Below are 22,525 nucleotides of genomic sequence, written 5' to 3' on the forward strand. Positions count from 1 at the left end.
AAGGCGATCGTGGCGGTGGCGCGTCGGCTGCTGGGGGTGATGGTCGCCCTGCTGCGGACGATGACGCCGTACCGCCTGGCCGCGACCTGAGCCGAAGCCGAAGCCGAAGCCGAAGCCGAAGCCGAAGGGACGATCCATCACCAAGAGCCGGAGACCTGTCGAGCCACCGCCCGGTGGGCGTGACGACCTGAGGGATGACCCCGGAGCGAACCCCGGCGGCGGCCCCGCCGCTGACCGCCGAGACATTGAGTGGCGGCGTCCCTCGGAATCCTCTTTCCTGGCGACGTCCGGCCTGGCCGGACGATCCCGCATAGATGGTTGAGCGTCCACGTCACGTCGGCCGAGCCTCGTGGAGAAGGATGCGGGCCGGGGCCTCCCCTCGGCCTGTGGCTCAGGGGAGGTGTGCCGGGGTGCACCGCCGCATCGCTGGTGGGCGTGGTCTGGGACGGGCAGGCCGACCGACGCCGACGGCGAGGGGGAGGTGCCGGGGCCCCGAGCCCACCGAACCTGCACCGGCAGCTTGACAGTCCCCCTCTCATAGATGGGTTCGCTCCGCACGGAGAACGCGAGGAACGGAGGCCGATCGAGGAGACGTCCGGATTGCCAAGGAGTCGCTCCCGGGAGCGAAAGCTCGGGCCGACACCAAGAGGATCGCGGGGCCGGGCGGGCGTGGTGAAGGAATGCTCCCGGTCGGAGGGGGATCCCGACCAGGGCGGGCCTCCTGGGGGCCGAGGCGGCTCCCCGAATCCTGGTTCCCCGGGATGTTCCCGAAGGATCGGTCCGCCGACGGTGGGATCGGCGGGAGGCGGGGGTCGGGTCGCTCCCCGTTGGGGGGGCTCGCGACTCGGGGCCGACACAACCCCGGCCATCCCAGGATTCGAGGAATCCGAGATCCGAGATCTCCGGAATCAGAAGGGTTGGGCGGGGGTTGACGGCAAGGATGGCTGAGCGGGCACCAGAGTGGGAGCAGGCGAGCCGAGCGAAGGGTCGACGGGGAGGGGAACGGGCCCGGAGGCGGCCGATCCCTGCCGGGCACCGCCGAAGTTGACCGCAGGCTCGTCCAGGAGGTCGGGAAGCCCGTCGAAGATGGGAGTCTCGAGCAGTGTCTCGTGCAGGCGATCGGGATTCGAGATGATGAGCACTCCATCAATGACGGTGTAGACCAGGTCGAGCTGTCGCAGGATGAGCCAGAGGGTCGTGCGCAGGGGGATCCCTTCCATCTTCATCCTGATCGGAGACTGGAGCGACTGATCAGCCTGCTGGAGCGCGACCTCGTCGACGTAAATCGGGATCCCAAAGCTCAGTTCGTCATCGACGGTCCCCTGGCGGATGTAATCCAGCAGGTCGGAGAGCGGCGTCTCCTGGTCGAAGGGGAGGGAGATCGGCCGGTTGAGCGCGGTCAGGATGGCCTTCGAGGCGGGGTCGGAGCTGCGGCGTCGCTGGGCGACCGCGGCGGGAGTCTGGCCGAGGTCCTCTTCGTCGACGTTGCGGAGACCTCCTCCGAGCGAGGCGCCGACCTCCCGAGAAGGCTCCGGGAGGGACTCGGGGCCCGAGGGCCTGGTGAAGGGGTCGCTGGCGATCGACGAAGCGGCCGCCAATGGTTGGGCGATCGGGTCCGGTAACGCGTGTGCGGGCGGCGGGGCAACCGCGGGAACGAGGGGAGAGGAGGGGGTCGGGGTCGGGGTGGCCAGGGAATTCACGAAGGGCTCGGCCGGCTGCTGGGCAAGCATCAGCTCGGCCTCGGTGAGCGCGAGCGAGACCTCGGTGATGTCATCGCTCGAGGCGGTGCCGAGGCGGTGCTTCTCACTCATGCTTGAGAAGAGGCTCGCGAGGTCGTCTCGGTATTGCTCGGTCACGGCGCGTTTTTCGGCTGCGTCCGCCAGGTTCAACCGGGCGTCGAGCAAGGCCCGGGCCCCGTCGAGGACGTGATCGATCGAGATCGTTCCGGCCTCGAAGGCCCGCTGCCGGGAGTTCAGGCGATCCACCGCCGCCCGGACGAGCTGGGTCTTGAGCCGTTCCAGCTCGGACTGAGACGGGCTGTCCTGGGGGTCGGACGAGCGAACGGGGAGAACCTGCTCGAGGGCGGGGTTCGTCTCGGTGAGGCGTGCCGCGGGGGTCGAGCGTTGGGAGGGTTCGGTGCTCGACGTCGCCGGCCGAGGGACATCAACCGGAGTCGAGGCAATCGCCCCGTCCTCCGAGGAGGAGGAGGAGGCGATCGTCGAGATGGCGCTGGAGGAGGATTCCTGGCCGGCTTCGGGGACGACGAGCCCCCAGCCCCCGGCGAGGGAGCCGCCGACGAGGGCGACAGAGGCGGCGGTGATCGAGAGCTTGGTCAGGACCATGGTGCGGAGTGCTCCCCGGGCGAGCAGCGCCGCGCCGACCGGGACCGACCCGGCGAGTATCGCGGCGCCGCCGGCAACGGCGACGGCGGAGGTCACGGTGGAGCCGAGCACGGGGGCGGGGACGCTCGCGGCGATCGCCTCGGTGGCGTACCAGCTCGACAGGCAGGCGGCGGAGACGCCAACCCCGCGTCGGGAGAGCCGCGATCGCAGCGTCTCCTTCGCGCGATGCAGGCGGCCCTTGACCGTGCCGATCGGCCAGCAGAGGAGGTTGGCGGCCTCGTCGTGCGAGTAGCCCTCGACCCAGCAGAGGACGACCGGGTCGCGGTACTTGCTCGGGAGGAGGTGGAGTTCCTCCCAGAGCAGGGGGCCGAGGTCGACGAGGATCGGATCGGTCGGGAGGATCGATTCCGCCCGACGGGCAGCCGCGACCGCCTCTCGGCGTCTCCTCCGGGCCGAGGCCACTCGGGCCTTGGACGCGATCCGGTAGGCCACGCCGACGAGCCAGGGGCCGAGGGGACGCGACCGGCTGAGGCGACTCGCCTTGCGGGCGAGCACGAGGAAGGTGGCCTGGAAGGCATCCTCGGCCTCGTGAGGGTCTCCCAGCAAGCGTCGGCAGACGGCCAGGACGGCGCTGCCGTGGCGGCGGACGATCGCCTCGAAGGCGGCGTCGTCGAGCGACTCGACGAACCGATCGAGCAGCTGGGCCTCGGTCAGCCCGGCCACCGTCCCGGCGCCGTTGAAGATCCGCTCGACCTGCCGCATCGCGGCCCCGACCGGTGCTCCCGCCATCGGATCAGCCCCCGTTCCTCCTCCCGGATTCCCCCGGATGCGGACGAGGGAGGTGGGACGGCCGGGGTCGAGTCGCCCCCGGGACGGGGGTCCTCCCGAACGTGCCCCGAGCCGACCCGGGACCAACCGACCGCCTTCCGCGAGAATCCGGACCCCCGTGTTCGGGTCTCCGACCGGTACTGCCCGCCCGGGTCGGATCGGTTACACGATACCGGGAGAACGGCCGGCGAGGGAACGATTCGGCGGGGGACGGAGACGCGGTTACCGGGAGGAGGGGGCGCCGTCGGGGTCCCGGGGGATGGTCAGCTCCCGGGTGAGCTGGCGGACGCCCAGCCCTCGGGCGTTGAGCAGGGGGCGGAGGGCGGTGAAGGCGGTCCAGGCCTCTCGGCCGGAGGGGAAGCTGAGCCAGGCCTCGAAGCGTCCCCGGGAGGACTGGCTACGGGCGTTCTGGACGCCCGGGCGGGAGCGGAGCTGGTCGAAGGCGTCCGCCAGCTCGGACAGGACGGCGTGCAGCTCCTCGGGGTCGATCGGGCCGTCGAGGCCGGCCTCGGGGTCGGGCCAGGTGAGGTGGAGCGATCCGCTGAAGCTGGTCGGCTCGCGGCGGTCGAGCAGGGCGTAGATGTCGGAGACCTCCAGGCGGAGCCAGAGGACCTCGACGAGGACCATGCGGGACGGGGGATAGTCTCGGTCCTTCACGCCGGGGCGGACCCGCTCGGCGTCGGCGGCCCAGTCGACGACGGGGCCGGGATCGGGGTCGAGGGAGGAGTCGTTGTAGTCGTGGGGAGGTCGCGAGGGGAACGGGCCGGAGAAGGGGGAGAACTCCCGTCGGGTGAGGAGTTCGTAGGCGCGGACGACGATGCGGAAGGCCCACTCGTCGCCGCCAAGGTCCGGGTGGTGCTTCTTGGACTTGCGGCGGAAGGCCTCCTGGATCGCCGAGGCGTCGGCCTGGCGATCGATGCCGAGGATGTCATGAGGATCGAGGTCGAGGCCGTCGAGCATCGCGATGAGCCCCGGGGCCGAAGGCGGTCAAGAGGGTTCCCCGAGGAGTTTAGTCCGCCGGCCCCTCCTCGTGACGGTCGGCGGTCAGACGGCGGCGGATATAGCCGGCTCGGGCGATGTTGCGCTCGTCGACCTCAAGCTCCTCCCCCTGGATCTTCTGGAGGTGGGCGGGCTGGGTGTGGATGAACAACTCGTTGACGGTGCGGATCTCCAGGTCGTCGATCAGGCCGAGGTTGATTCCCATGCGGACGCTGGAGAGCAGGTGCATCGTCTCGGAGCTGGAGATGGTGTGGGCGGTCTTGAGCACGCCGTAGGCGCGGCTGACCTGGTCGTGCAGGTGCTGGCGGCGCTGGGCAATCCACTCCTGACGGGCCTGACGCTCGTAGGAGATGATCTGGGGGACGACGTCGGACAGGTTGCGGATCAGCTCGCGTTCGCTCTTGCCGAGGGTCTGCTGGTTGGAGATCTGGTAGAAATCGCCGTCGGCCTGGGTTCCCTCGCCGTAAAGACCGCGCACGGCGAGGTTGATCTTGTGCAGGGCTCGGAAGACCTTCTCGATCTGCTTGGTGTTGGCCAGGGCCGGCAGGTGGAGCATGACGCCGACCCGGATGCCGGTGCCGACGTTGGTGGGGCAAGAGGTGAGGTAGCCGAGCTGGGGGTTGAAGGCGAAGTGGAGCTGCTCCTCCAGGCGGTCATCGAGGGCGTTGATCTGCTCCCAGACCTCCGGGAGGCTGAAGCCGGAGTTCATGACCTGGATGCGGAGGTGGTCCTCCTCATTGACCATGATCGACATGTTCTCGCGGGGACCGACGGCCACCCCTCGAGGGCCGTCGCCGCCGGAGAGCTCCCGGCTGATGAGCTGGCGTTCGACCAGGAGCTGGCGGTCGAGGAGGCCGAGGTCGACGAGGGACTGGTATTCCAGGTCGAGGCCGGCCTTGTCCATGGCCGATCGGCAAACGCGCTCGATCTCGAGTTTCTCGGGGTCGCTGGCGCGGGAGGTGAAGGGGAAATCGGCGAGGTTTCGGGCCAGTCGGATGCGGGAGCAGATGACAATGTCGCTCTCGGGCCCGGTGCCGCGGAGCCACTCGCCGGAGGTGCGGGTCAGGGCGTCGAGGTTCATCGGTCGGCATCCTCCTGGCGGAGCTGGTCCCGGAGCGTCGCGGCCAGCTCGTAATCTTCTCGGGCGATGGCCTCTCGCAGGCGGGCCCGGAGCCGGAGGCGGGGGGAGCGGCCGGGTGGGGTCCGCTTCCTCGGGGCCTTGCCGACGTGTCGGGTGGCGCCGTGCGCCGTGCGCAGCAGGGGCGACAGCCCCTGGGAGAAGGCCTCGTAGTCGTTCGGGCAGCCGAGCCGCCCCCCGGTGCGGAAGTCCATGAACTTCAGGCCGCACAGCGGGCAGGAGGCGCGGGCGAGCTCACCGACGAGCTCCCCGACATGCTGGACGATCAGGTGGTCGACGACCGCCTCCAGGGCAGCGTTCGGCGGCGGATCGGGCGGGGTGAGGCCGGCCTTCCGGGCGCAGGGACCGCAAAGGTGAAGCTCGCGGCGGGTGCCGTCAACGGTCTCGCTGAGGTGGACGGACGCCTCCCGGGAGCAGAGCTGGCACATCATGGCACCGGGCTCCGGGGGGATCGGGACGGGGGGGCGGTCGGGACGGGGCGAGGCGCCCCGCGGCCGGGTCGGCTCACCGTCCCTGCTCCTGCTCGAGGGACTTGATCTCGTCCCGGAGCTTGGCGGCGGCCTCGTAATCCTCGGCGGCGATGGCGCGCTTCAGGTCGTTGCGGAGGCGGATCAGGGTATTCTGCTGCCGGCTGGTGCGGGGGGCCCGCTTGGGGGCCTTGCCGGAGTGCCGGACCTCGCCGTGAATGTTTTCCAGCAGGGGCATCAACTCGTCGCGAAACGCCTCGTAATCGTAGGGGCAGCCAAGGCGGCCCGTGGAGCGGAACTCGGCAAAGCTGATCTGGCAGTTCGGGCAGCTCAGCGAATCGGCCGGCGAGGGCTCCCGGCTGGCGGAGGAGCCGGAGACGAGATCCTTGGCGAGCTGGCCGACGGGCAGGCTGTCGGGCTTGGAGGCGGCCGGGGCGAGGTGTTGCAGGGCGTGCTCGTCGCAGAAATGGAAGACCGCGAACTTCCCCGGAACCTCGGGGTCGAGATCGGTAATGTGATAGGTCGCCGGCTTGGAGCACTTCTGGCACTTCATCGCCGCGGTCCCCGGGCCCGAGCCCCACCGGCAGGCCCCGCCGGAGTGAGGCCCAGGCACCCGCGTCGCGGTGCCGTCCGGGCCGGGGGCGGGGCCGAGTTGCATCAGCGTTGACGATCGGGTTCCATTGTAGTGACGCCCCCCGACCTGTCAAGCAACCGCGATCCGCCCTAGCCGGCCGGCGCCGAAGCGCTTAGGTCCGGGACGGGCCGTCGCTTGTCGTCCGGCCGGACGGGCTGATAAGATCCCTCCGCGAGCCCGGGGCCCTCCCGGCCCCGGCGCTCCCGATCCGCCCCCACCCCAGCCGACCCGAGCCATGACGCCCCCTCGACCCTCCAGGCCGATCCTCCACCCCGGACCCGACCGCCTGGAGGCGATCATCAGCGGGGCCCCCGGCCTACCAGTGTATCGGGAGCTGACGGCCGATGGCCTGACCCCCGTTTCGGCCTTCGCCCGGATCGCTCGCCCCGGGCCGTCGTTTTTGTTCGAGAGCGTCGTCGGCGGCGAAAAGGTCGGCCGCTACAGCTTCCTCGGCACCGAGCCGTTCCTCCGGTTCGAGGCGAGGGGGAACCGCGTCTCGATCTTCCCCAACGACGACATCACCCACGCCTGGGAATTCGAGTCGCCCGACCCGTTCCACGAGCTGCGGACGCTGGTCCTCAAGTACGGCTCGGTCCACCTGCCGGGCCTGCCGCGATTCTGCGGCGGGGCGGTCGGCTTCGCGTCCTACGACGCGGTGCGCTACACCGAACGCCTGCCCGATGCCCCTCCCGACGACCGGGGCCTGCCCGACCTGGCCTTCAACTTCTACGACCGGATGGTCATTTTCGACCATATCCGCAAGACCGTCCTGGTCGTGGCCCAGGCCCGCCCCGAGCACCCGGGGGAGGCCGACGCCCGGGCGGCTTACGAACAGGCCGCCGAGCGCCTGGAGGAGCTGGTCGCCCGCCTCTCCGGCCCCGGGCCCGAGTTGCCCCCCGTGGACATCGACACCTCGGGAGAGCCGAGCCTCAAGCCCTCCTCGAACATGACGCGGGAGGAGTTCGAGAACGCCGTCCGACGCTGCCGGGAGTACATCAAGGCCGGAGACGTCTTCCAGGTCGTCCCCAGCCAGCGGTTCCGAGTGGAAACGACGGCCGAGCCGTTCGACATCTACCGGGCGCTGCGGGTGGTCAATCCCAGCCCGTTCCTCTTCTACCTGCCGTTTCAGGACTTCTGCCTGATCGGCTCCTCTCCCGAGATCCTCGTGCGCGTCGAGGACGGCGAGGTGACGATCCGCCCCCTGGCCGGCACCCGGAAGCGGGGCAAGGATGAGCAGGAGGATCTCCGGCTGGCCGAGGAGCTGCTGGCCGATCCGAAGGAGCGGGCCGAACACGTGATGCTCATCGACCTGGGCCGCAACGACGTCGGCCGAGTGGCCGAGCGGGCCAGCGTCCGGCTGACCGAGGTGATGGCCGTCGAGCGGTACAGCCACGTCATGCACATCTCCTCCAACGTGGTCGGCCGGCTGGAGGAGGGGAAGGACTGCTTCGACGCCCTGCGCGCCGGCCTGCCGGCCGGCACCGTCAGCGGGGCGCCGAAGGTGAGGGCGATGGAGATCATCGACGAGGTGGAGCCGACCCGCCGAGGCCCCTACGGCGGTGCCGTCGGGTACATCGACTCGACCGGGAACATGGACACCTGCATCGCCCTGCGGACGCTGGTCGTCCGGGGGAACACGGCCGACATCCAGGCCGGCGCCGGGATCGTCTTCGACAGCGACCCGGCAACCGAGTACGAGGAGACGGTCAGCAAGGCCCGGGGGATGCTCAAGGCGATCGAGCTGGCCCAGGATCGCCTGACCCCCGCGCGCTGCGGCCGGGAGGCCCCGCGACGGCCCTCGAAGTGATCGGCCCGTCGCCCCGGGCGTCGGCGCCCCCGGTCCGCGCGCGATGTGGGGTGTCGGCAACGCGCCGATGCATGGCCGCAACAATCGCGGCCGAGGTGACGAGGGAAGTCAACTTTCAGGCGAGAGCACACGTCGCATTTCGGCACGCGATGATGAGTGACCTTGAGCGAGGATGCCTTCGGGGCCACCATCGACGCAGACCCGCGGCCCGGAATATCGGGGCGGCCGGTCCACGAGGGCCCGGCTGGAGACGCGGCGGTCAGTCCGCATTGATGTAAACGCGAACAAACGAATCGGATACCAGGCATGTACCCGAGACGCTCTCGCATCGTCGGGGCGCTGGCTCTCTGCGCGCTCCTCTCCTGCGCGGCCGAACGTGGCCAGGCCGCGTTCGTCACCTCGCCCTCGGGCCTGCTCGGCCCGGTCGAGGTCATCGACTTCGAGCAGTTCAACTTCTCCCCCAACCCGATGTACCTGACCACCGCTCAGGTCATCGGCAACTCGCTGGGAACCGTCACCTGGGAGCCCACCTCCGGCAACGGGCTGATCGGCAACGGCCAGTTCACCGCCGTGTACGAGCCCTTCGGCCTGGGGTCCAACGGGAAGTGGTCTCGGGACGGTCGGGGAGGCTTCACCGGCCTCAACAGCGAGTCCGGCATCATGACCTACCGCTTCGCCACCCCGGTCTCGGGAGTCGGCGCCCTGATCAACTACCGACCGGAGAACCCGGAACCCGGCCCCGAGGTCCTGATCCTCGGCGCCGGCGACACGATCCTCGAGCACATCGTCCTGTCCGACGATCCCTCGTGGGAGATCTCCGGAACCGCCGACGAGCAGGGGGCCTTCCGCGGCTTCCAGCGCAACCAGGCGGACATCGTCGCCTTCCAGGTCCGCAACCGGGGCATCGCCGTCGACGACCTGACCTTCACCCGCAGCGTCCCCGTCTCCGCGGTCCCCGAGCCGTCAACCGCGGTCCTCGCCCTGGCGGGGCTGGCCGGAGTCGCCGGAATCCAGCGGGCCCGGCGTCGAAGACCGGCCTCCTGATCGCGAGCGGACCGGACGCCGTCTCCGGGAAGCGGCCCGGAGCAGCTCAAGCGACGACCGGAGTCCTCGAGCGGGCCTTGGCAACCAGCTCCGGGAGCACCGGGAGAAGCGATGCAGGTTCGGCCGGGGAGGGCCGATCGGTTGATCCCTCCCGTCATCCGATTCCCCCTCCCGGTTCCGTTCGAGAACGTTGAACCCCAGCGCGACCCGGCCCCTCCGACGATCGAGGGGACCGGGTCGTTGACTTTGGTCGAGAGGGCGGAGCTGCCCGTCCCGCTCGCATCGGCGTCGGGATCTCGGGCAGCGGCCACGACGCCGACGCCGACCAGCCGGCCGAGGGATCGACGCAAGGACCGATCCTGATGCGGCTTAGGAAATTAACACGCGAACCGACCCCCATCGGCCCGGTGTTCGCGTGGGGAGGTGAGCGTCGGCGGGCACTCCGGATCGATGCGCTGGGAGTCGCGTTGTCCCGACCTTCCCCAAGGACTCCCGATCGGTCACTCCCGCCCGATGCCCGAGACGGGCCTGCTGGCCCAGAACCGGGCCTCCCTCCCCCGCTTCCGGAAGGATGATCGCATGAGCACGAGCACGAGTACGATGCCGGGTCCAGCCCTGCTGGAGGAGGCCCCGGCCGCCCAGCGGCCGACGGCGAGCTTCGGCCGATTGACGCCGGTCTTTCTGGTCGATCGGGTCGAGCCCTGCCTGGAGTTCTGGGTCGATCGGCTCGGCTTCGAGGCCCGCATTCGGATCCCGGGGAAAGACGGTCTGGACTTCATCCTCCTGGCGAGGGACGAGGTGGAGCTGGTCTACCGAACTCGGGAAAGTGTGCGACGGCTCTCCCCCGAGGTGCTCAACGGCGGGGACCACCTGCCCTGGCTGATCCTCTGCCTGCCCGTCTCGGACCTCGACGCGGTGCTGCCGAGGCTGGAGGGGGTCGAGATCGTGGTGCCTCCTCGGGAGAACGAGTTCGGGATCCGGGACGTCTACGTCCGGGAGCCGTCCGGCCGGCTGGTCGCTCTGATCGAGCAGGGCTGAGGGCGGCCCCTGTCCGAGAGGGCGGTCGGATCGGATCGGATCGGATCGGATCAGGCGCCGGGGCCCGGGACCGGCTCCGGCGAGTCGGATCGGAGCGATCGAACCTGGCGGAGATTGGCGAGGTAGACGACTACGCTGAGCAGGCCTCCGGCGTACATCAGGGCTCGGAAGCCCATCATCGCCACGGCCCCTCCCGGGTGGTCGACCTGCTGGAAGAGGAAGTCGGAGACCTGCTCGCTGAGGCCCAGCGCCCCGAACGGCAGCGGGACCGAGGTGCTGAAGATCGATAACGGGACCACGACGTAGTGGTCCGCCAGGCTCGGCACCTCGGAGCGGAAGAGCGCGCGGTCGACCAGGTAGAACGCCAGCACGAACAGCCCGTGGCTGAGCATCGCCGAGGCCAGCGCCCCGAGCACCACGGGCCGCTTCGAGCGATAGACGCCGGCCGCCGTCACGAGCTCGGCGAGAATGGCCCCGAGCTTCCCCCGACCGGCGACCAGCCGGAGCATCGGGCGGAACAGCGCCGGGCTGAAAAGGATCGCCAGGCCGATCGGCCCCGAGACCGACGCCGCCCAGGCCAGACCGATCAGGATCCGGACGTCCCGGGTCGACCCCGACCACGCCCACGCCCCGGCCAGACCGGCCAGCAGAAACAGGCCGATCAGGCCGAGCAGGCGGTCGATGACCATCGACGCCACCGCCTGGGTCTTCTTCGCCTGCTCCCGGCAGAGGAACGCCCCCTTGATCACATCGCCGCCGACGGCCCCCGGGATCACCAGGTTGAAGACGTTGCCGATGAACCCGAGCCGGATCGCGTCGGCCACGCGGAAGGGCAGCCCGAGCGCCCGAACCAGCGCGAACCAGCGCAGGAACGTGAGCACCAACGCCGAGAGGTAGACAACAAAGCCGAAGGCGAAGGTCGGGCCGTCGACCTTCCGCGCCATCACCGCTCGGAGCTGCTCCCGGTTGGAGGAGATCGCCAGACCGAGCAGGGCCAGTGCGATCACCGAGAGCGTCAGGTTGACCAGCAGGGACCGGGTGGTTCGCGTCATCGGGTTCGGCTCGGCGGGTCGGGGCACTTCGAGACCTTCCGGGAGGCCGTCCCGCCCCCCTCGCTGCCGAAACGATAAGCAACCGCCGGGAGTCCCGACAACACGACCCCGCCGGGAAGGGCCCGAGTTCCGTCAGAGGCTGCCCTTGGTGGAGGGAATCCCGCCGCATCGGGGATCGGGTTCCCAGGCGTCCCGCAACGCCCGGGCCAGCCCCTTGAAGATCGCCTCGATGACGTGGTGGCTGTTGGAACCGGAGAGCAGGCGGACGTGCAGGTTCATCCGGCCCAGCGTGGCGACCGACCGCCAGAACTCGGGGACCAGCTCGGTGTCGAACGTGCCCACCTTCGGGGTCGGCAAGGAAGCCTCCCACGAGAAGAACGGGCGCCCCCCCAGATCGATCGCGCAGAGAACCAGGGCCTCGTCCATGGGCAGGATCGCGTGGCCAAAGCGCCGGATGCCAGCCCGATCCCCCAGGGCCTGGTCGATCGCCAGGCCGAGGCAGATCCCGACGTCCTCGGTTGAATGGTGGTCGTCGACGTGGCGGTCCCCCTCGCAGCGGACCTCCAGGTTGCAGGAACCGTGCCGGGCGAAGCCGTCGAGCATGTGGTCGAGGAAGCCCACCCCGGTCTGGACCGAGGACCGGCCGTCACCGTCGATCCCCAGGACCAGACGGATGTCGGTCTCCTTGGTCTTGCGGACGATCTCAGCGGAGCGATCGGGCACGGCAAGCCTCAATTCGGACAGGACGAGGGTGGCAGAGCCGACGCCGAGGCCTCGGGCGTCGGCATCGAGGACCGGATCGCGTCGACGGTATCAGCGGCCCCCCGGCCCCGTCAATCCGCCCCGAGCCGCCGAGCCGTTCCCCAGGATCGATCGATTCTCCAAAGCCCAGGGCGACCCCGAACGCCCCCCCGGTCGGGCTTCCGAAGCTCGGCCTCCGGCCGGATCGAGCCCCCCCGGATCGCTCCCTCGGCGCGTCAGCGGACCCTCGACCCGACGCAATCGATCGCCCCCGGTCGGCGACCCGAACCAAGTCCCTCCACAAAATCGGTCACAACCCTCTCGCCGACGGACGCACTGCCTGATATCTTGCTCGAGCGCAATCGAGCGGCAATCCATCCGAATCGCCCCCATGACGACCGAGCAAGGCGACCGACCAAACCTCGGCACAGCGTCTGCGATCGGCCGAGAACCCTCCGATCGAACGGGGGGAGGACGCCCCCTTCGGCCGTCAAGGCACGGTGATCGGGTTGAGAAATCGCAACACGCGAATGATCGGGCGGGAGGTCTGGGAAGGCTGGTCCGTTGTTGAAACGCGTCTCGAACGCTGATCGGCCAAAACCGCCCGGCGCTCTGGACGAACATTCGCGTAAGAAGGCCATCCACAAGTCGTTGAACACCAAACATGATCGGCATCAACAGCGCCGATGTCCGGTTTAATAAACGAAATGCGGCCTTCCGGAAACAGTCGAGGAAATTCGCTCGTTCACTCTTGTATTAACGACGGCCGAAGTTTATCTCTAGTCATCATGTGGGATCAGGACATAGGACAGTGTTCTGTGTCATGGTCGCACGAGCCCGGGCTTCTGTCATAGGGTATGAGGGTGTTCCCCGGGCCCGGGGTGGTTGATTCGGCAGGGACGCTGGAAACAAGGGAGCAAAGAGGACCGCCTCATGCGTCGTAACGTTCTCGCTTGCCTCACGATCGGTCTGATCGCCCTGTCCATTGGGGGCCAGGCCAAGGCCAACCCGATCGTCGGCACTCAGGGTGTCGTCAACATCGGGTCCACGACGACCGACACCGGCAACGTCAACACGGCCACCACCTTCGCCCTGAGTTTTCTGCTGACCACGAGCTCGCAGACCGGCGACTTCGCGACCTATGTCACCTCCCCGGAAAACCTCGGCGTGGCGACGCTGGACGTGAACACTCCGGCCACGTTCACCTTCGGCAATGCCGCCTTCGGCACCTTCGTCGGGACGGCGATCACCCGACTGATGTCCGACTCCCAGAACGAGTCCTTCAACGTCAAGGGTAATTTCACCCCCGGAACGCTGTTCCCGGCGGGCAGCCAGGCGTTTGGGGCTGAGTTCAACATCACGTTCAGCCAGGTGGGCGGGCCGAACACGGCGATTACGGCCGCCGGCACGCTGGTCACCGCCGTCCCCGAGCCGGCCAGCGTGGCGCTGGTCCTCTGCGGCGGTGCCGGCCTGGCGCTGGCCGGGCTGCGTCGCTCTCGGCGGGCGATGGCCTGAGTGACTCTGCTCACCCTGGCGGCCGCCGGCCGCCAGGGCCCCGAAGACCATCGGGGCTCGACGGGCGATCTTTCGCCCGTCGGGGCTCTCCTCGCTGCTCTGCTCTCGGGGTCCGGCGAGCATCGAGGTTTCATCGAACCTGAGGCGGTTGGCCTCGCCGGCTCGTCTCCCCTCGCTTGCGAGGCCGAACTTCCCGGGCGTTGACGCCCAGCCATCGATCGCGCACCTGCCGTTGCCACTCGTCCCCACCGGATCGAGAGCGAGGGAACGAACCACGGAGATCGGAGCGGGCCGATCGGTGCGATCCGCCCCGGATGTGGGGCCCGCTTCGACGTCGGAACCGGGGCCGAGGGAACGCGGATCCGAGTCCGGCGCCAACCCGGAAATGAGCGATCGGCGTCCTCTCGGGCTCGTCGCCGAATGTCCCATTCGCTTCCGATCCGGAGGGCTCCTCGTGGTCGGGGAGGGGTGCGCGCTCGCTTCGCGACTTCGAGCGATCAAACGTCCGTCGGCCCCAAGGCGACGCTCACCCGAACGTGTCGCGTGAAAGGATCATGTGTTTGGTCTGGTTGAAAAAAAACAACGACGACGGCGGCCGCCGACCGCCGACGGGTTGCCAATCGTATCCTGTTTTTCAGCAAGAGGTTGCGCCGAATCAAGGAGAATGTCCATCGAGCCGGGATGGGGTCTCACGGTGGGGGATGAGACGCTCCAAGTCGTTCGCTCATCGAGGATTATCGACGATTCCGCGTTGGAATCGATTTCCTTGGCGGAATCCTTCGCCTCGGTAAAAGGGCTGTGTTGGCCCCTCCTCACATCTTGTAGATTGGGCCCGAGCCGTTTACTCCTAGGGACCCAGTGGGGCCGAGACCGGGTTCTGCTCCCTCCCAGTGTCACCCTACTGGGCTTCTCGTGGAGAGGGATATTCGTGTCCCGATCTCCCGAAGCGGTCTCTACCTCGTGGAAACGATGGTTTCACCCACAGAGAGGAACGCCAATGCGCCGTAACGTCCTTGCTTGTATGGCCCTGGGCCTGTGTTCGTTGTTGATGGTCGGTCGCCAGGCCGAGGCTGCGCCGATCATCGGCAGCCAGGGCATCATTAACACCGGGTCCACGACGACCGACACCGGCAACATCAACACGGCCACGACCTTCACGATGAGCATCCTGCTCACCACGGGCTCGCAGACCGGCGACTTCGCGACCTATGTCACCTCCCCGGAAAACCTCGGCGCGGCGACGCTGGACGTGAACAATCCGGCCACGTTCACCTTCGGCAATGCCGCCTTCGGCACCTTCGTGGGGACGGCGATCACCCGCCTGATGTCCAGCGATCAGAACGAGTCGTTCAACATCAAGGGCAACTTCACCCCCGGTACTTTGTTCCCGGTTGGTAGCGAGGCGTACGCCGCCGAGTTCAACATCACCTTCAGCCAGGTGGGCGGGCCGAACACGGCGATCACCGCCGCCGGCACGCTGATCACTGCCGTCCCCGAGCCGGCCAGCGTGGCGCTGGTCCTCTGCGGCGGTGCCGGCCTGGCGCTGGCCGGGCTGCGTCGCTCTCGGCGGGCGATGGCCTGAGTCTGATGGCCCTGGCGGCCTCCGGCCGTTAGGACGGATGTTCCAAAGGTGCATGGGGCTCGACGGACGATTTCTCGACCGTTCGGCCCCTCTTCTGGCGTTCGGGCCGAGCGAGGACGGGAGAGGTGGTCGATCTCCGGCCGGAGGCGATCGGCCGTTCCCATTCCACCGCCCTCCCGACTTCCCTCCGACGCCCCAGGGCGCTTGAGACGCCCCCTCTCCTTTGCCCCAGCAGACGAGCCAAGAGACCGACACGAGGGGACCGGGCCTCAGGATCGAGGTTCGGTCCCCGTCTTGTTGCGCCATCGCGGAACGGCCGGGGTGGAAGGAAGAGCGGTCGATCGGTCGCCGATCCAGGGCGACCGATTACCTCGCCCCGAGCAGCCAGCGCTCGATCGTGGGGTAAACCTGCTGCCGGCTGGTCAGTCCGACCAGCGCGTCGCTGTGGCCGGAGTCGGCGGCGAAGCCTTGGGAGCGACCGAAGAACATCAGGGTCTTGTCGGCCGAGCCGACGCGATCGAAGAGGAACTGCTGGACCGGGGGCGGCGCGAGCTGGTCCGAGGCGCCGCAGGAGATGAGGATCGGAGCCTGGACATTGCCCAGCAGCGCGGCGTAACTTTGCCGCTTGCCGGCGTCGAGCAGCTCTCCTCGGGTGGCGAGGACGAGGTACTGCTGCAGCAGGCCGATTGAGGGAACGTCGATGCCGTCGTTGGTCAACGCCCGGTAGACCTCGGGAGCGACGTGGCCCTGGTTGAAGAACATGTTGTCGATGCTCGTCTTGGAGTCGATCAGCAGTTCCTCGGGCAGGATCTGGCCGGCGAGCTGGCCATTGCGGAGGGCGATCAGCTCGGTCAGGAACTGGACCGCGAGCTGGCCGTTGGGCATGGTCATCTGGCTTCCCACCGTCACCAGCCGGCCGATGCCCGGGTTCTGAAAGCGGCAGAGATGGCCCAGGGCGATGATGCCCCCCATCGAGTGTCCGATCCAGGCGATCTCCGGGGCCCCGGTCTGCGACCGGACCAGGTGGACCAGCGCCGGGACGTCGTAGATGATGTGGTCATCCAGGTTCCACTTGGCGAACTTGGGATCGAGCGAGGCGTAGCCGGTGGGGGCGACCTTGTTGTTGGTCGCTCGTCGGATCATGCCGCCGACGACCATCGTGGGAGCGGAGTCGATCCGGGCGACCCACTTGGAGCTGAGCCCCGATCCCCTCAGGTCGGCGACCCAGACGTCCCAGCCCCGAGCGGCGAGAAACCGGGCCAGGCTGACCTCGGGGCTGATGTCCCAGAACTGGGAGTTGTAGCTCAGGCCGTGGCAGAGCAGCACCGGCAGGGTGCCGGGGCGGGGGCCATTGACGGGCCGATAGCGGTGGGCGACGAGGGTCCAACCGTCGGCGGTCCGGATTGGCACCAATTCGCCCGACAGGTGCGGCTTGAGCGTGCGCTGGATGTTCTCAGGGCTGAGTTGCTGGCGAAGCAGGTCCTTCCCGAAGTCCTCCAGCAGGGCGCCGAAGTCCTGGCCACGGGCCGCTTTTGCCCCGATCGCGGCCTGGGCCATCAGCAGCCCGGCCGCCCGGATCGCCTGTCGCCGGTCCATCGCGTCGATCCTCCTCGCTCCTTCCGTCCTGGAGTGGGGCAGGGGGTTCGCTGCGCGCGGACCCCGGCCCGGAGTCGGTCGTATCATGTTTCGGCATCGGCGGACAGCCGAGGTGAGGGGATCGGAGGCGATCTCGTCCCCGGAGCCGAGGAGGGAGGGCGGACGACGCCGAGGGTGTCTCCCGGGGCTCCTCGGCTCCTCGGGGATTCGTCCCCTGACCGACTCCCGGAACATCCCTTGCCGATCGCGCCGTTGATCCCGAATGATAGGGGCGCCCTCGCCTTCCGCGAGCCCCCGAGACCGTCCCGATCCCCTCCTCGCGAGCCCCCTCCGAATCGTGGCCACCATCGACGCCCCGGCCGAAGCCCGAAGCTCCCGCAACCCCAGAGTCCGTCCGGAGTTACTCGCGCCGGCCGGCGACCGCGCCTGCCTGCTCGCCGCGATCGAGAACGGCGCCGACGCCGTCTACTTCGGCCTCCGGGGGCACAACGCGAGGGCCCGGGCCTCGAACTTCGAGCTGGACGAGCTGCCCGAGCTCATGGCGACGCTCCACCGCCGGGGGGTGCTCGGCTATGTCACGCTCAACACGCTGGTCTTCCCCGGAGAGCTGGAGGGGCTGGAGGAGATCGTGCGACGGGTGGCGGCGGCGGGGGTGGACGCCGCGATCGTGCAGGACATCGGCCTGGCCCGGCTCATCCGGGCGATCACGCCGGATCTGCAACTCCACGCCTCGACCCAGATGTCGATCACCAGCGCCGCCGGGGTCCGCATGGCCGAGGAGCTGGGGTGCTCCCGGGTCATCCTGGCTCGGGAGCTCTCTCTCAGGGAGATCGCCCGGATCCGGGCGCAGACGAGCCTGCCGGTGGAGGTCTTCGTCCACGGGGCGCTCTGCGTCGCGTACTCGGGCCAGTGCCTGACGAGCGAGGCCCTCGGAGGACGGTCGGCCAACCGGGGAGAGTGCGCCCAGGCGTGCCGGATGGAATACGAGATCATCCGGGACGGCGAGCGGGTGGATCTGAGGGACATCGCGTACCTGCTCAGCCCGCAGGATCTCGCGGCGTTTGACCTGGTGCCCAAGCTCGTTGAGCTGGGCGTCTCCAGCCTGAAGATCGAGGGGAGGCTGAAAGCTCCGGAGTACGTCGCCGGCATCACGAAGAACTACCGGAAGGCGATCGACGCGGCGATCGAGGGCCGTCCGTCCCCGATCGGCGAGGGGGACTCCTACGAGATGGCGATGTCCTTCTCCCGGGGCTTCAGCCACGGCTTCCTCGACGGCAACAACCACAAGGCGCTGGTCCGGGGAGACTACGCCAAGAAGCGAGGAGTGTTCCTCGGACGGGTCGCCGGGGTGGTCGGCGGTCGAGTGCTGGTCGACCTCGCGTCGCCGGTCAAGCCGGGGGACGGGGTCGTCTTCGACGCCTCCCCGGACGGCGAGGCGCCGGAGCAGGGGGGGCGGGTCTACGAGGTCGATCGGCCCTCCCGAGGGCGTCGGCTTCCCCAGCTTCCCGGAGGGGCCGAGGGGCTCTCGACCGGCCCGGCCCTCCTCGGTTTCGGGCGCCGGGACCTGGACCCGGATCGGATCGTCCCGGGGCAGCGCGTCTGGAAGACGGACGATCCCGAGCTGACCCGCCGGCTGCGCAAGTCGTTCGAGGGGGGGCCGAAGCGGTTGGTGGATCTGGATCTGAGCGTCCGGGCGGTCGCCGGGGAGCCGCTGCGGATCGAGGGGACGACCGCGACGGGGTTCCACGCCGCTGCCGAGTCGGAATCGCCGCTGGAGGCCGCCCGGAGCCGGCCGGCGGAGGAGGCCGCGATCCGGGAGCAGCTCGACCGCCTCGGCGGCACGATCTACCGGCTCAGGAACGCCAAGCTGACGGTCGAGGGGGGGCCGATGGTCCCGCTCAGCCTGTTGAACGAGCTGAGGAGACGTCTCGTCGCCCGGCTGGAGGAGGCCGCCGCGATGGCCCCGCCGAGGGCGATCGCCGAGGCCCCGGTCCTCCCGCGATTGCGAGACGCGTTGCGGGCTCGGGCCGCCTCGGAACCGGCGGGAGACGACTCGCCCCCGGTGCTCTCGGCCCTCTGCCGGACGGTGGAGCAGGTCGAGGCGGCCCGGGACGCCGGGGCGGGGGCGATCTACCTCGATTTCGCCGACATCAAGCGGTTCGGCGAGGCGGTGGCGCTGGCCCGTCGCGGGGCCGGCTCCCCCCCGGTCTTCATCGCGACGACCCGGATCGAGAAGCCGGGAGAGGCGAACCTCTTCCGGTACCTGGCGAAGCAGGGGGCCGACGGCCTGCTCGTCAGGAACGCGGGCGGCCTCGCCTTCTGCTCCCGGCAGCGGATCCCGTTCGTAGCGGACTTCTCGCTGAACGCGAGCAACGACCTGAGCGTCGAGTGGTTCAAGGCCAGCGGCGCCCTCCGGGTGACGGCGTCCTACGACCTGAGCGCCGACCAGCTCTTCGACCTGCTGAAGGCCGCGCCGCCGAGTTGGCTGGAGATCGTAATCCATCAACAGATACCAATGTTTCATATGGAGCACTGCGTCTTCTGCGCCTTCCTCTCCCCCGGCACCGATAAGACGAATTGCGGGCGCCCCTGCGACCGGCACGAGGTGCTCCTGAGGGACCGGGTCGGCATGGAGCACCCGCTGACGGCGGACGTGGGCTGCCGGAACACGCTGTTCAACGCCGTTCCCCAGACGGCCGCCGAGTACCTGCCGGCGCTGGTCCGCAAGGGGCTTCGGCACCTCCGGGTCGAGTTCCTGCACGACCGTCCCGAGGCGGTGAGCCGGGTGCTGGGCCTGTATGCCGACGCCCTCGCCGGGCGTCGAGACGCCCGGACGCTCTGGAAGGAGCTCAAGGCGACGAGCCATTACGGCGTCACCCGGGGGCAGCTCGCGGTGATCTGACCGGGATCGGGTCCGGCTGGGTCGATGGCGGAAACCTTGCGCCCTGGCGAGGTTCCTACCGCCCGCCCCGGGGGCTTGCGGGGGGAAATCGGTTGATCCCGGGTCGTCCGGATTGCCGATGAACCGGGGCGATGGGGTGTCCCGCCGGGATCGACGGATCGGCCCGGGGGGTGTCCCTTGCCAGCTCCAGCGAACGAACCCCGGGGCGCGACCGGATCGGTACCAGGCCCAAGCCAGGCCCAGGCCCCACCGATCCCCCAAGGCCCCCGGGACCACCGGACGGCCAGCCCTGGCCGAGCGAGGAAAGGATACCGATCATGTCGCGGCCCAGCCTGCTCGTCCTGGTCGCCTCGGTGGCGGCCGCATCGGTCGGGTGCGCACACTGCGATACCTGCGATGACTTCCCGGCCCCGTGCACCGGGCCCAACTGCGGCTATCCGTACCAGGTGACGCTCCCGATGGAAGGGGAGATGATCGTCGAGCCGATTGTCGGCGGCCCGATGGGAATGCCCGCCGGCCCGATGGGAATGCCCGCCGGCTCGATCGTCTCCGGGCCGATCACCCCCGGGTCAGGGGGAGCCGCCGCCCCGCCGCCGCCGAGCGTCGGCGCGTCGCCTTCTGGGGGGTCGTCGACCGCCCCCCGCGCCGGGGCCGGGGCCGGGACCGGATCGGACTCGCCGCCCCCCGCCACCGACCCCGCGGACCTTCCCCTGCCGCCGGGCACCTCGCCGTTCGGCGGGACCACTCCGAACTGATCGTCCTCGGGCCCGAGTCGACGATCGACCGGCCGGGCCGGAGGGAGCAGGCGCTTCCCCCGGCCCGAGCCCGTTCCCGGAAGGCCGACCTTCCGGTATCGTAGCGACGATCGCGCGGCGGTGAGCGGCGAGGGTCGCCCGGGGATCGCAACCCTCCCGGCGCGGGCCGCGACGCCGCCTTTCCAGGCACCGGAGGGGAGGCCCGCCATGAAGCTGATCGTCGCCATCATCCAGCCCACGAAGCTCGAGGCCGTCAAGCTCGCGCTCTCGAAGGTCGAGGTCTACCGCCTCACCGTCATGGACGTCCAGGGCTTCGGCCGCCAGAAGGGGTTCACCGAGGTCTACCGAGGCCACGAGTTCACCGTCAACCTGCTTCGCAAGATCGAGCTACAGATCGCCGTGAACGAGGACTTCGTCGAGCCGACGATCAACGCCATCATCGACGCCGCCCGATCCGGGCCCGAGGGGGCGATCGGCGACGGGAAGATCTTCGTCCTCCCCCTGGAGGATTGCATCCGCATCCGCACCGGAGAGCGCGGGCCGGAGGCCATCTGACCGCCAGCTCCGGTCGAATCCGACGCGGCGCGATCCGGGATCCGCCGCCACCCACCTCGACTCCTCGATTTCGCACCCTCGAGGGCCGCACCATGGCCGAGACCGACGCGGGCCCCCCTCCCGGAGGGCCCGACGGGCTGCTGCTGAGCAAGGACCTGATCTTCACCAGCAAAATCACCGGGACGGCGAGGGAACTGGGCCATCGGGTCCTGGTGGCCGGCACCGAGGAGCTGGCGCGGTCGATGATCGAGCAATGGCGGCCCCGGGGGGTCTTCGTCGACCTGTCGGCCGGGGAGATGGTGCGGCCCGAGGCGCTGATGGCCTACCGAGCGATCGCGCCGGAGACTCGGTTCGTCGCCTTCGGGTCGCACGTCGACGCGAAGGCCCTGGGGGACGCATGGGATGCCGGCTGCGAGGAGGTCCTGCCGCGCAGCCGGTTCACCGCCGAGCTGCCCGAGCTGATTCGTCGGCTTCTCGGTCCGGAGGGCTGACCGGATTTCCGGAAGGCTCCTCGCCGTCTCCAGGTCGGCTGATCGCCGTCACGATCGCCTTCGCCATCGCCTCCCGGACGCGGGGGCGGGCCAGGGCGGCGGGAAAGCGGTGGGTGAGGTCGGTGTGCGAAGCGTCGAACATCCCCAGCCGGGTCCCCAGGCCGGGCAAGAACTGGTCCTCGGCGGCGACGAGCCCGTCGTTCGGACCGTAGTACGTCTCCAGGTAGCGGGCGACCGGACGGCGGAGGGGGGGCTGGCGCTCGGGAGGGGCGATGGCCTCGATGTAGAAGGTCCGGGGGCCGACAATCGGGATCGACGCGGCGTGCTCCCGGAGCAGGGTCTTCCAGAAATCCCGGGCGGCGTCCCGGGCCAGGTCGGCAAGGCCCTGGTGCTTCCCCCGGTCGAGCTTGCGGGCCTCGATGGAGCGAAAGAGCCTGCCCAGCAGTCGGGCCCGGGGAGGCATCCGGTCGTCCATGGGAGTGCCGGTGCCGAGCACGTAGTCGGCGGCGCCGCTGCCGCCGAACGGCCCCTGGATGAGGAACAGCGCGGCCACGTGCCGGCTGACGAACTGGGGCTCCATCATCGCGAAGGCCAGCGCGTCACAGGCCCCCCGGCTGTGGCCGATGACCACGATCGGCTCGGGGCCGAGCCTCGACGCGGCCAGGAACTCGTCTCGGATGGCACCCAGGTTCTCCTCGAAGGTGGCGTCGGAGCTGGGAGCGATCTCGAAGATCGCCTCTCTCGGGACGCCCATTGCGCGCAGCTCGGCGGTGATCTGGCTGAAATAGCCGGGCATCCGCTCGTTCAACAACCCGAGGACGAAGACATAGCGATATCCCCGGGCCTGCTCCAGCACGCCCTTCTCTAGCGGCATCCTCCCCTCGGAAGCCTCCCGGAACCAGGAGCGGAACTCCTCCGGATCGATCTTCGGGGCGGGATGCAAGCCGCCGACCAGCAGCAGGGCCTTGATGACGAGCGCGGGGACCGGTCCCATGACGTCCTCCCGGGGCGGTTCCGAGTCGGGCCGGAGGGGAGGCCC

18 protein-coding genes are annotated in these 22,525 nt (G+C 69.4%); 9 read left to right on the plus strand and 9 right to left on the minus strand.

Features of this window, described 5'->3' with window-relative positions:
* Positions 1-908 precede the first annotated feature (908 nt).
* From TsocGM_RS17175 to TsocGM_RS17195, 5 genes are all read right to left on the minus strand, one after another.
* Entirely contained in the window at positions 909-3,131 is a 2,223-nt protein-coding gene (locus tag TsocGM_RS17175; protein WP_126726694.1) for an RNA polymerase sigma factor, read from the minus strand.
* 261 nt (positions 3,132-3,392) lie between these two features.
* Positions 3,393-4,130 (minus strand): J domain-containing protein, encoded by a 738-nt coding sequence (locus TsocGM_RS17180; protein WP_126726695.1) that lies wholly within the window; start codon positions 4,128-4,130, stop codon positions 3,393-3,395.
* A 49-nt stretch (positions 4,131-4,179) separates the two neighbouring features.
* A complete protein-coding gene (locus tag TsocGM_RS17185) occupies positions 4,180-5,250 on the minus strand; it encodes a protein arginine kinase (RefSeq protein ID WP_126726696.1) in 1,071 nt (356 codons plus the stop codon).
* The gene (locus tag TsocGM_RS17190; protein ID WP_126726697.1) at positions 5,247-5,738 is read right to left on the minus strand and encodes a UvrB/UvrC motif-containing protein; all 492 of its coding nucleotides are present in this window, start codon (positions 5,736-5,738) and stop codon (positions 5,247-5,249) included. Before TsocGM_RS17190 ends, TsocGM_RS17185 begins: the two co-directional genes overlap by 4 nt.
* Positions 5,739-5,811: 73 nt before the next feature.
* On the minus strand, positions 5,812-6,327 hold the full coding sequence (locus TsocGM_RS17195; protein ID WP_126726698.1) for a UvrB/UvrC motif-containing protein: 516 nt from the start codon (positions 6,325-6,327) through the stop codon (positions 5,812-5,814).
* Positions 6,328-6,643: 316 nt separating this feature from the next.
* Here TsocGM_RS17195 and trpE point away from each other — a divergent pair, with 316 nt between their 5' ends.
* The 3 genes from trpE (at position 6,644) to TsocGM_RS17210 (ending at position 10,297) form a co-directional block, all read left to right on the plus strand.
* On the plus strand, positions 6,644-8,215 hold the full coding sequence (gene trpE, locus TsocGM_RS17200; protein WP_126726699.1) for an anthranilate synthase component I: 1,572 nt from the start codon (positions 6,644-6,646) through the stop codon (positions 8,213-8,215).
* Positions 8,216-8,521: 306 nt separating this feature from the next.
* Positions 8,522-9,259 carry a PEP-CTERM sorting domain-containing protein gene (locus TsocGM_RS17205; RefSeq protein ID WP_126726700.1) on the plus strand — a complete coding sequence of 246 codons (738 nt, stop codon included), beginning with the start codon at positions 8,522-8,524 and terminating at the stop codon, positions 9,257-9,259.
* A gap of 579 nt (positions 9,260-9,838) precedes the next feature.
* Entirely contained in the window at positions 9,839-10,297 is a 459-nt protein-coding gene (locus TsocGM_RS17210) for a VOC family protein (protein ID WP_126726701.1), read from the plus strand.
* Positions 10,298-10,347: 50 nt separating this feature from the next.
* On the opposite strand, the gene TsocGM_RS17215 is transcribed toward TsocGM_RS17210, so the two are convergent.
* Both TsocGM_RS17215 and hisB read right to left on the minus strand, forming a co-directional pair.
* On the minus strand, positions 10,348-11,349 hold the full coding sequence (locus TsocGM_RS17215) for a lysylphosphatidylglycerol synthase transmembrane domain-containing protein (protein WP_126726702.1): 1,002 nt from the start codon (positions 11,347-11,349) through the stop codon (positions 10,348-10,350).
* Positions 11,350-11,481: 132 nt separating this feature from the next.
* Complete coding sequence (gene hisB / locus TsocGM_RS17220; RefSeq protein WP_233578986.1) at positions 11,482-12,072, minus strand: imidazoleglycerol-phosphate dehydratase HisB; 591 nt, start codon at positions 12,070-12,072, stop codon at positions 11,482-11,484.
* Between the two features lie 951 nt (positions 12,073-13,023).
* On the opposite strand from hisB, the gene TsocGM_RS17225 reads away from it, so the two are divergent.
* Together TsocGM_RS17225 and TsocGM_RS26130 are read left to right on the plus strand one after the other, a co-directional pair.
* Entirely contained in the window at positions 13,024-13,605 is a 582-nt protein-coding gene (locus tag TsocGM_RS17225; protein ID WP_126726704.1) for a PEP-CTERM sorting domain-containing protein, read from the plus strand.
* Positions 13,606-14,602: 997 nt separating this feature from the next.
* On the plus strand, positions 14,603-15,187 hold the full coding sequence (locus TsocGM_RS26130) for a PEP-CTERM sorting domain-containing protein (RefSeq protein WP_158633604.1): 585 nt from the start codon (positions 14,603-14,605) through the stop codon (positions 15,185-15,187).
* Between the two features lie 366 nt (positions 15,188-15,553).
* On the opposite strand, the gene TsocGM_RS17235 is transcribed toward TsocGM_RS26130, so the two are convergent.
* The gene (locus TsocGM_RS17235; protein WP_158633605.1) at positions 15,554-16,783 is read right to left on the minus strand and encodes an alpha/beta hydrolase; all 1,230 of its coding nucleotides are present in this window, start codon (positions 16,781-16,783) and stop codon (positions 15,554-15,556) included.
* Between the two features lie 337 nt (positions 16,784-17,120).
* Here TsocGM_RS17235 and TsocGM_RS17240 point away from each other — a divergent pair, with 337 nt between their 5' ends.
* The 4 genes from TsocGM_RS17240 to TsocGM_RS17255 all read left to right on the plus strand — a co-directional run bounded on the left by TsocGM_RS17240 (position 17,121) and on the right by TsocGM_RS17255 (position 21,486).
* On the plus strand, positions 17,121-19,685 hold the full coding sequence (locus TsocGM_RS17240; RefSeq protein WP_233578987.1) for a DUF3656 domain-containing U32 family peptidase: 2,565 nt from the start codon (positions 17,121-17,123) through the stop codon (positions 19,683-19,685).
* A gap of 317 nt (positions 19,686-20,002) precedes the next feature.
* Positions 20,003-20,440 (plus strand): hypothetical protein, encoded by a 438-nt coding sequence (locus TsocGM_RS17245; protein WP_126726708.1) that lies wholly within the window; start codon positions 20,003-20,005, stop codon positions 20,438-20,440.
* Between the two features lie 207 nt (positions 20,441-20,647).
* Positions 20,648-20,995 carry a P-II family nitrogen regulator gene (locus TsocGM_RS17250; RefSeq protein WP_126726709.1) on the plus strand — a complete coding sequence of 116 codons (348 nt, stop codon included), beginning with the start codon at positions 20,648-20,650 and terminating at the stop codon, positions 20,993-20,995.
* 92 nt (positions 20,996-21,087) lie between these two features.
* Positions 21,088-21,486, plus strand: a complete 399-nt coding sequence (locus tag TsocGM_RS17255; protein ID WP_126726710.1) for a DNA-binding transcriptional response regulator — start codon at positions 21,088-21,090, stop codon at positions 21,484-21,486.
* Here the strand turns inward: TsocGM_RS17255 and TsocGM_RS17260 are convergent.
* Entirely contained in the window at positions 21,434-22,480 is a 1,047-nt protein-coding gene (locus TsocGM_RS17260) for a hypothetical protein (RefSeq protein WP_126726711.1), read from the minus strand. The genes TsocGM_RS17255 and TsocGM_RS17260 overlap by 53 nt on opposite strands.
* Between the last annotated feature and the right edge of the window lie 45 nt (positions 22,481-22,525).

The organism is Tautonia sociabilis, from assembly GCF_003977685.1.
Taxonomy (GTDB): domain Bacteria; phylum Planctomycetota; class Planctomycetia; order Isosphaerales; family Isosphaeraceae; genus Tautonia; species Tautonia sociabilis.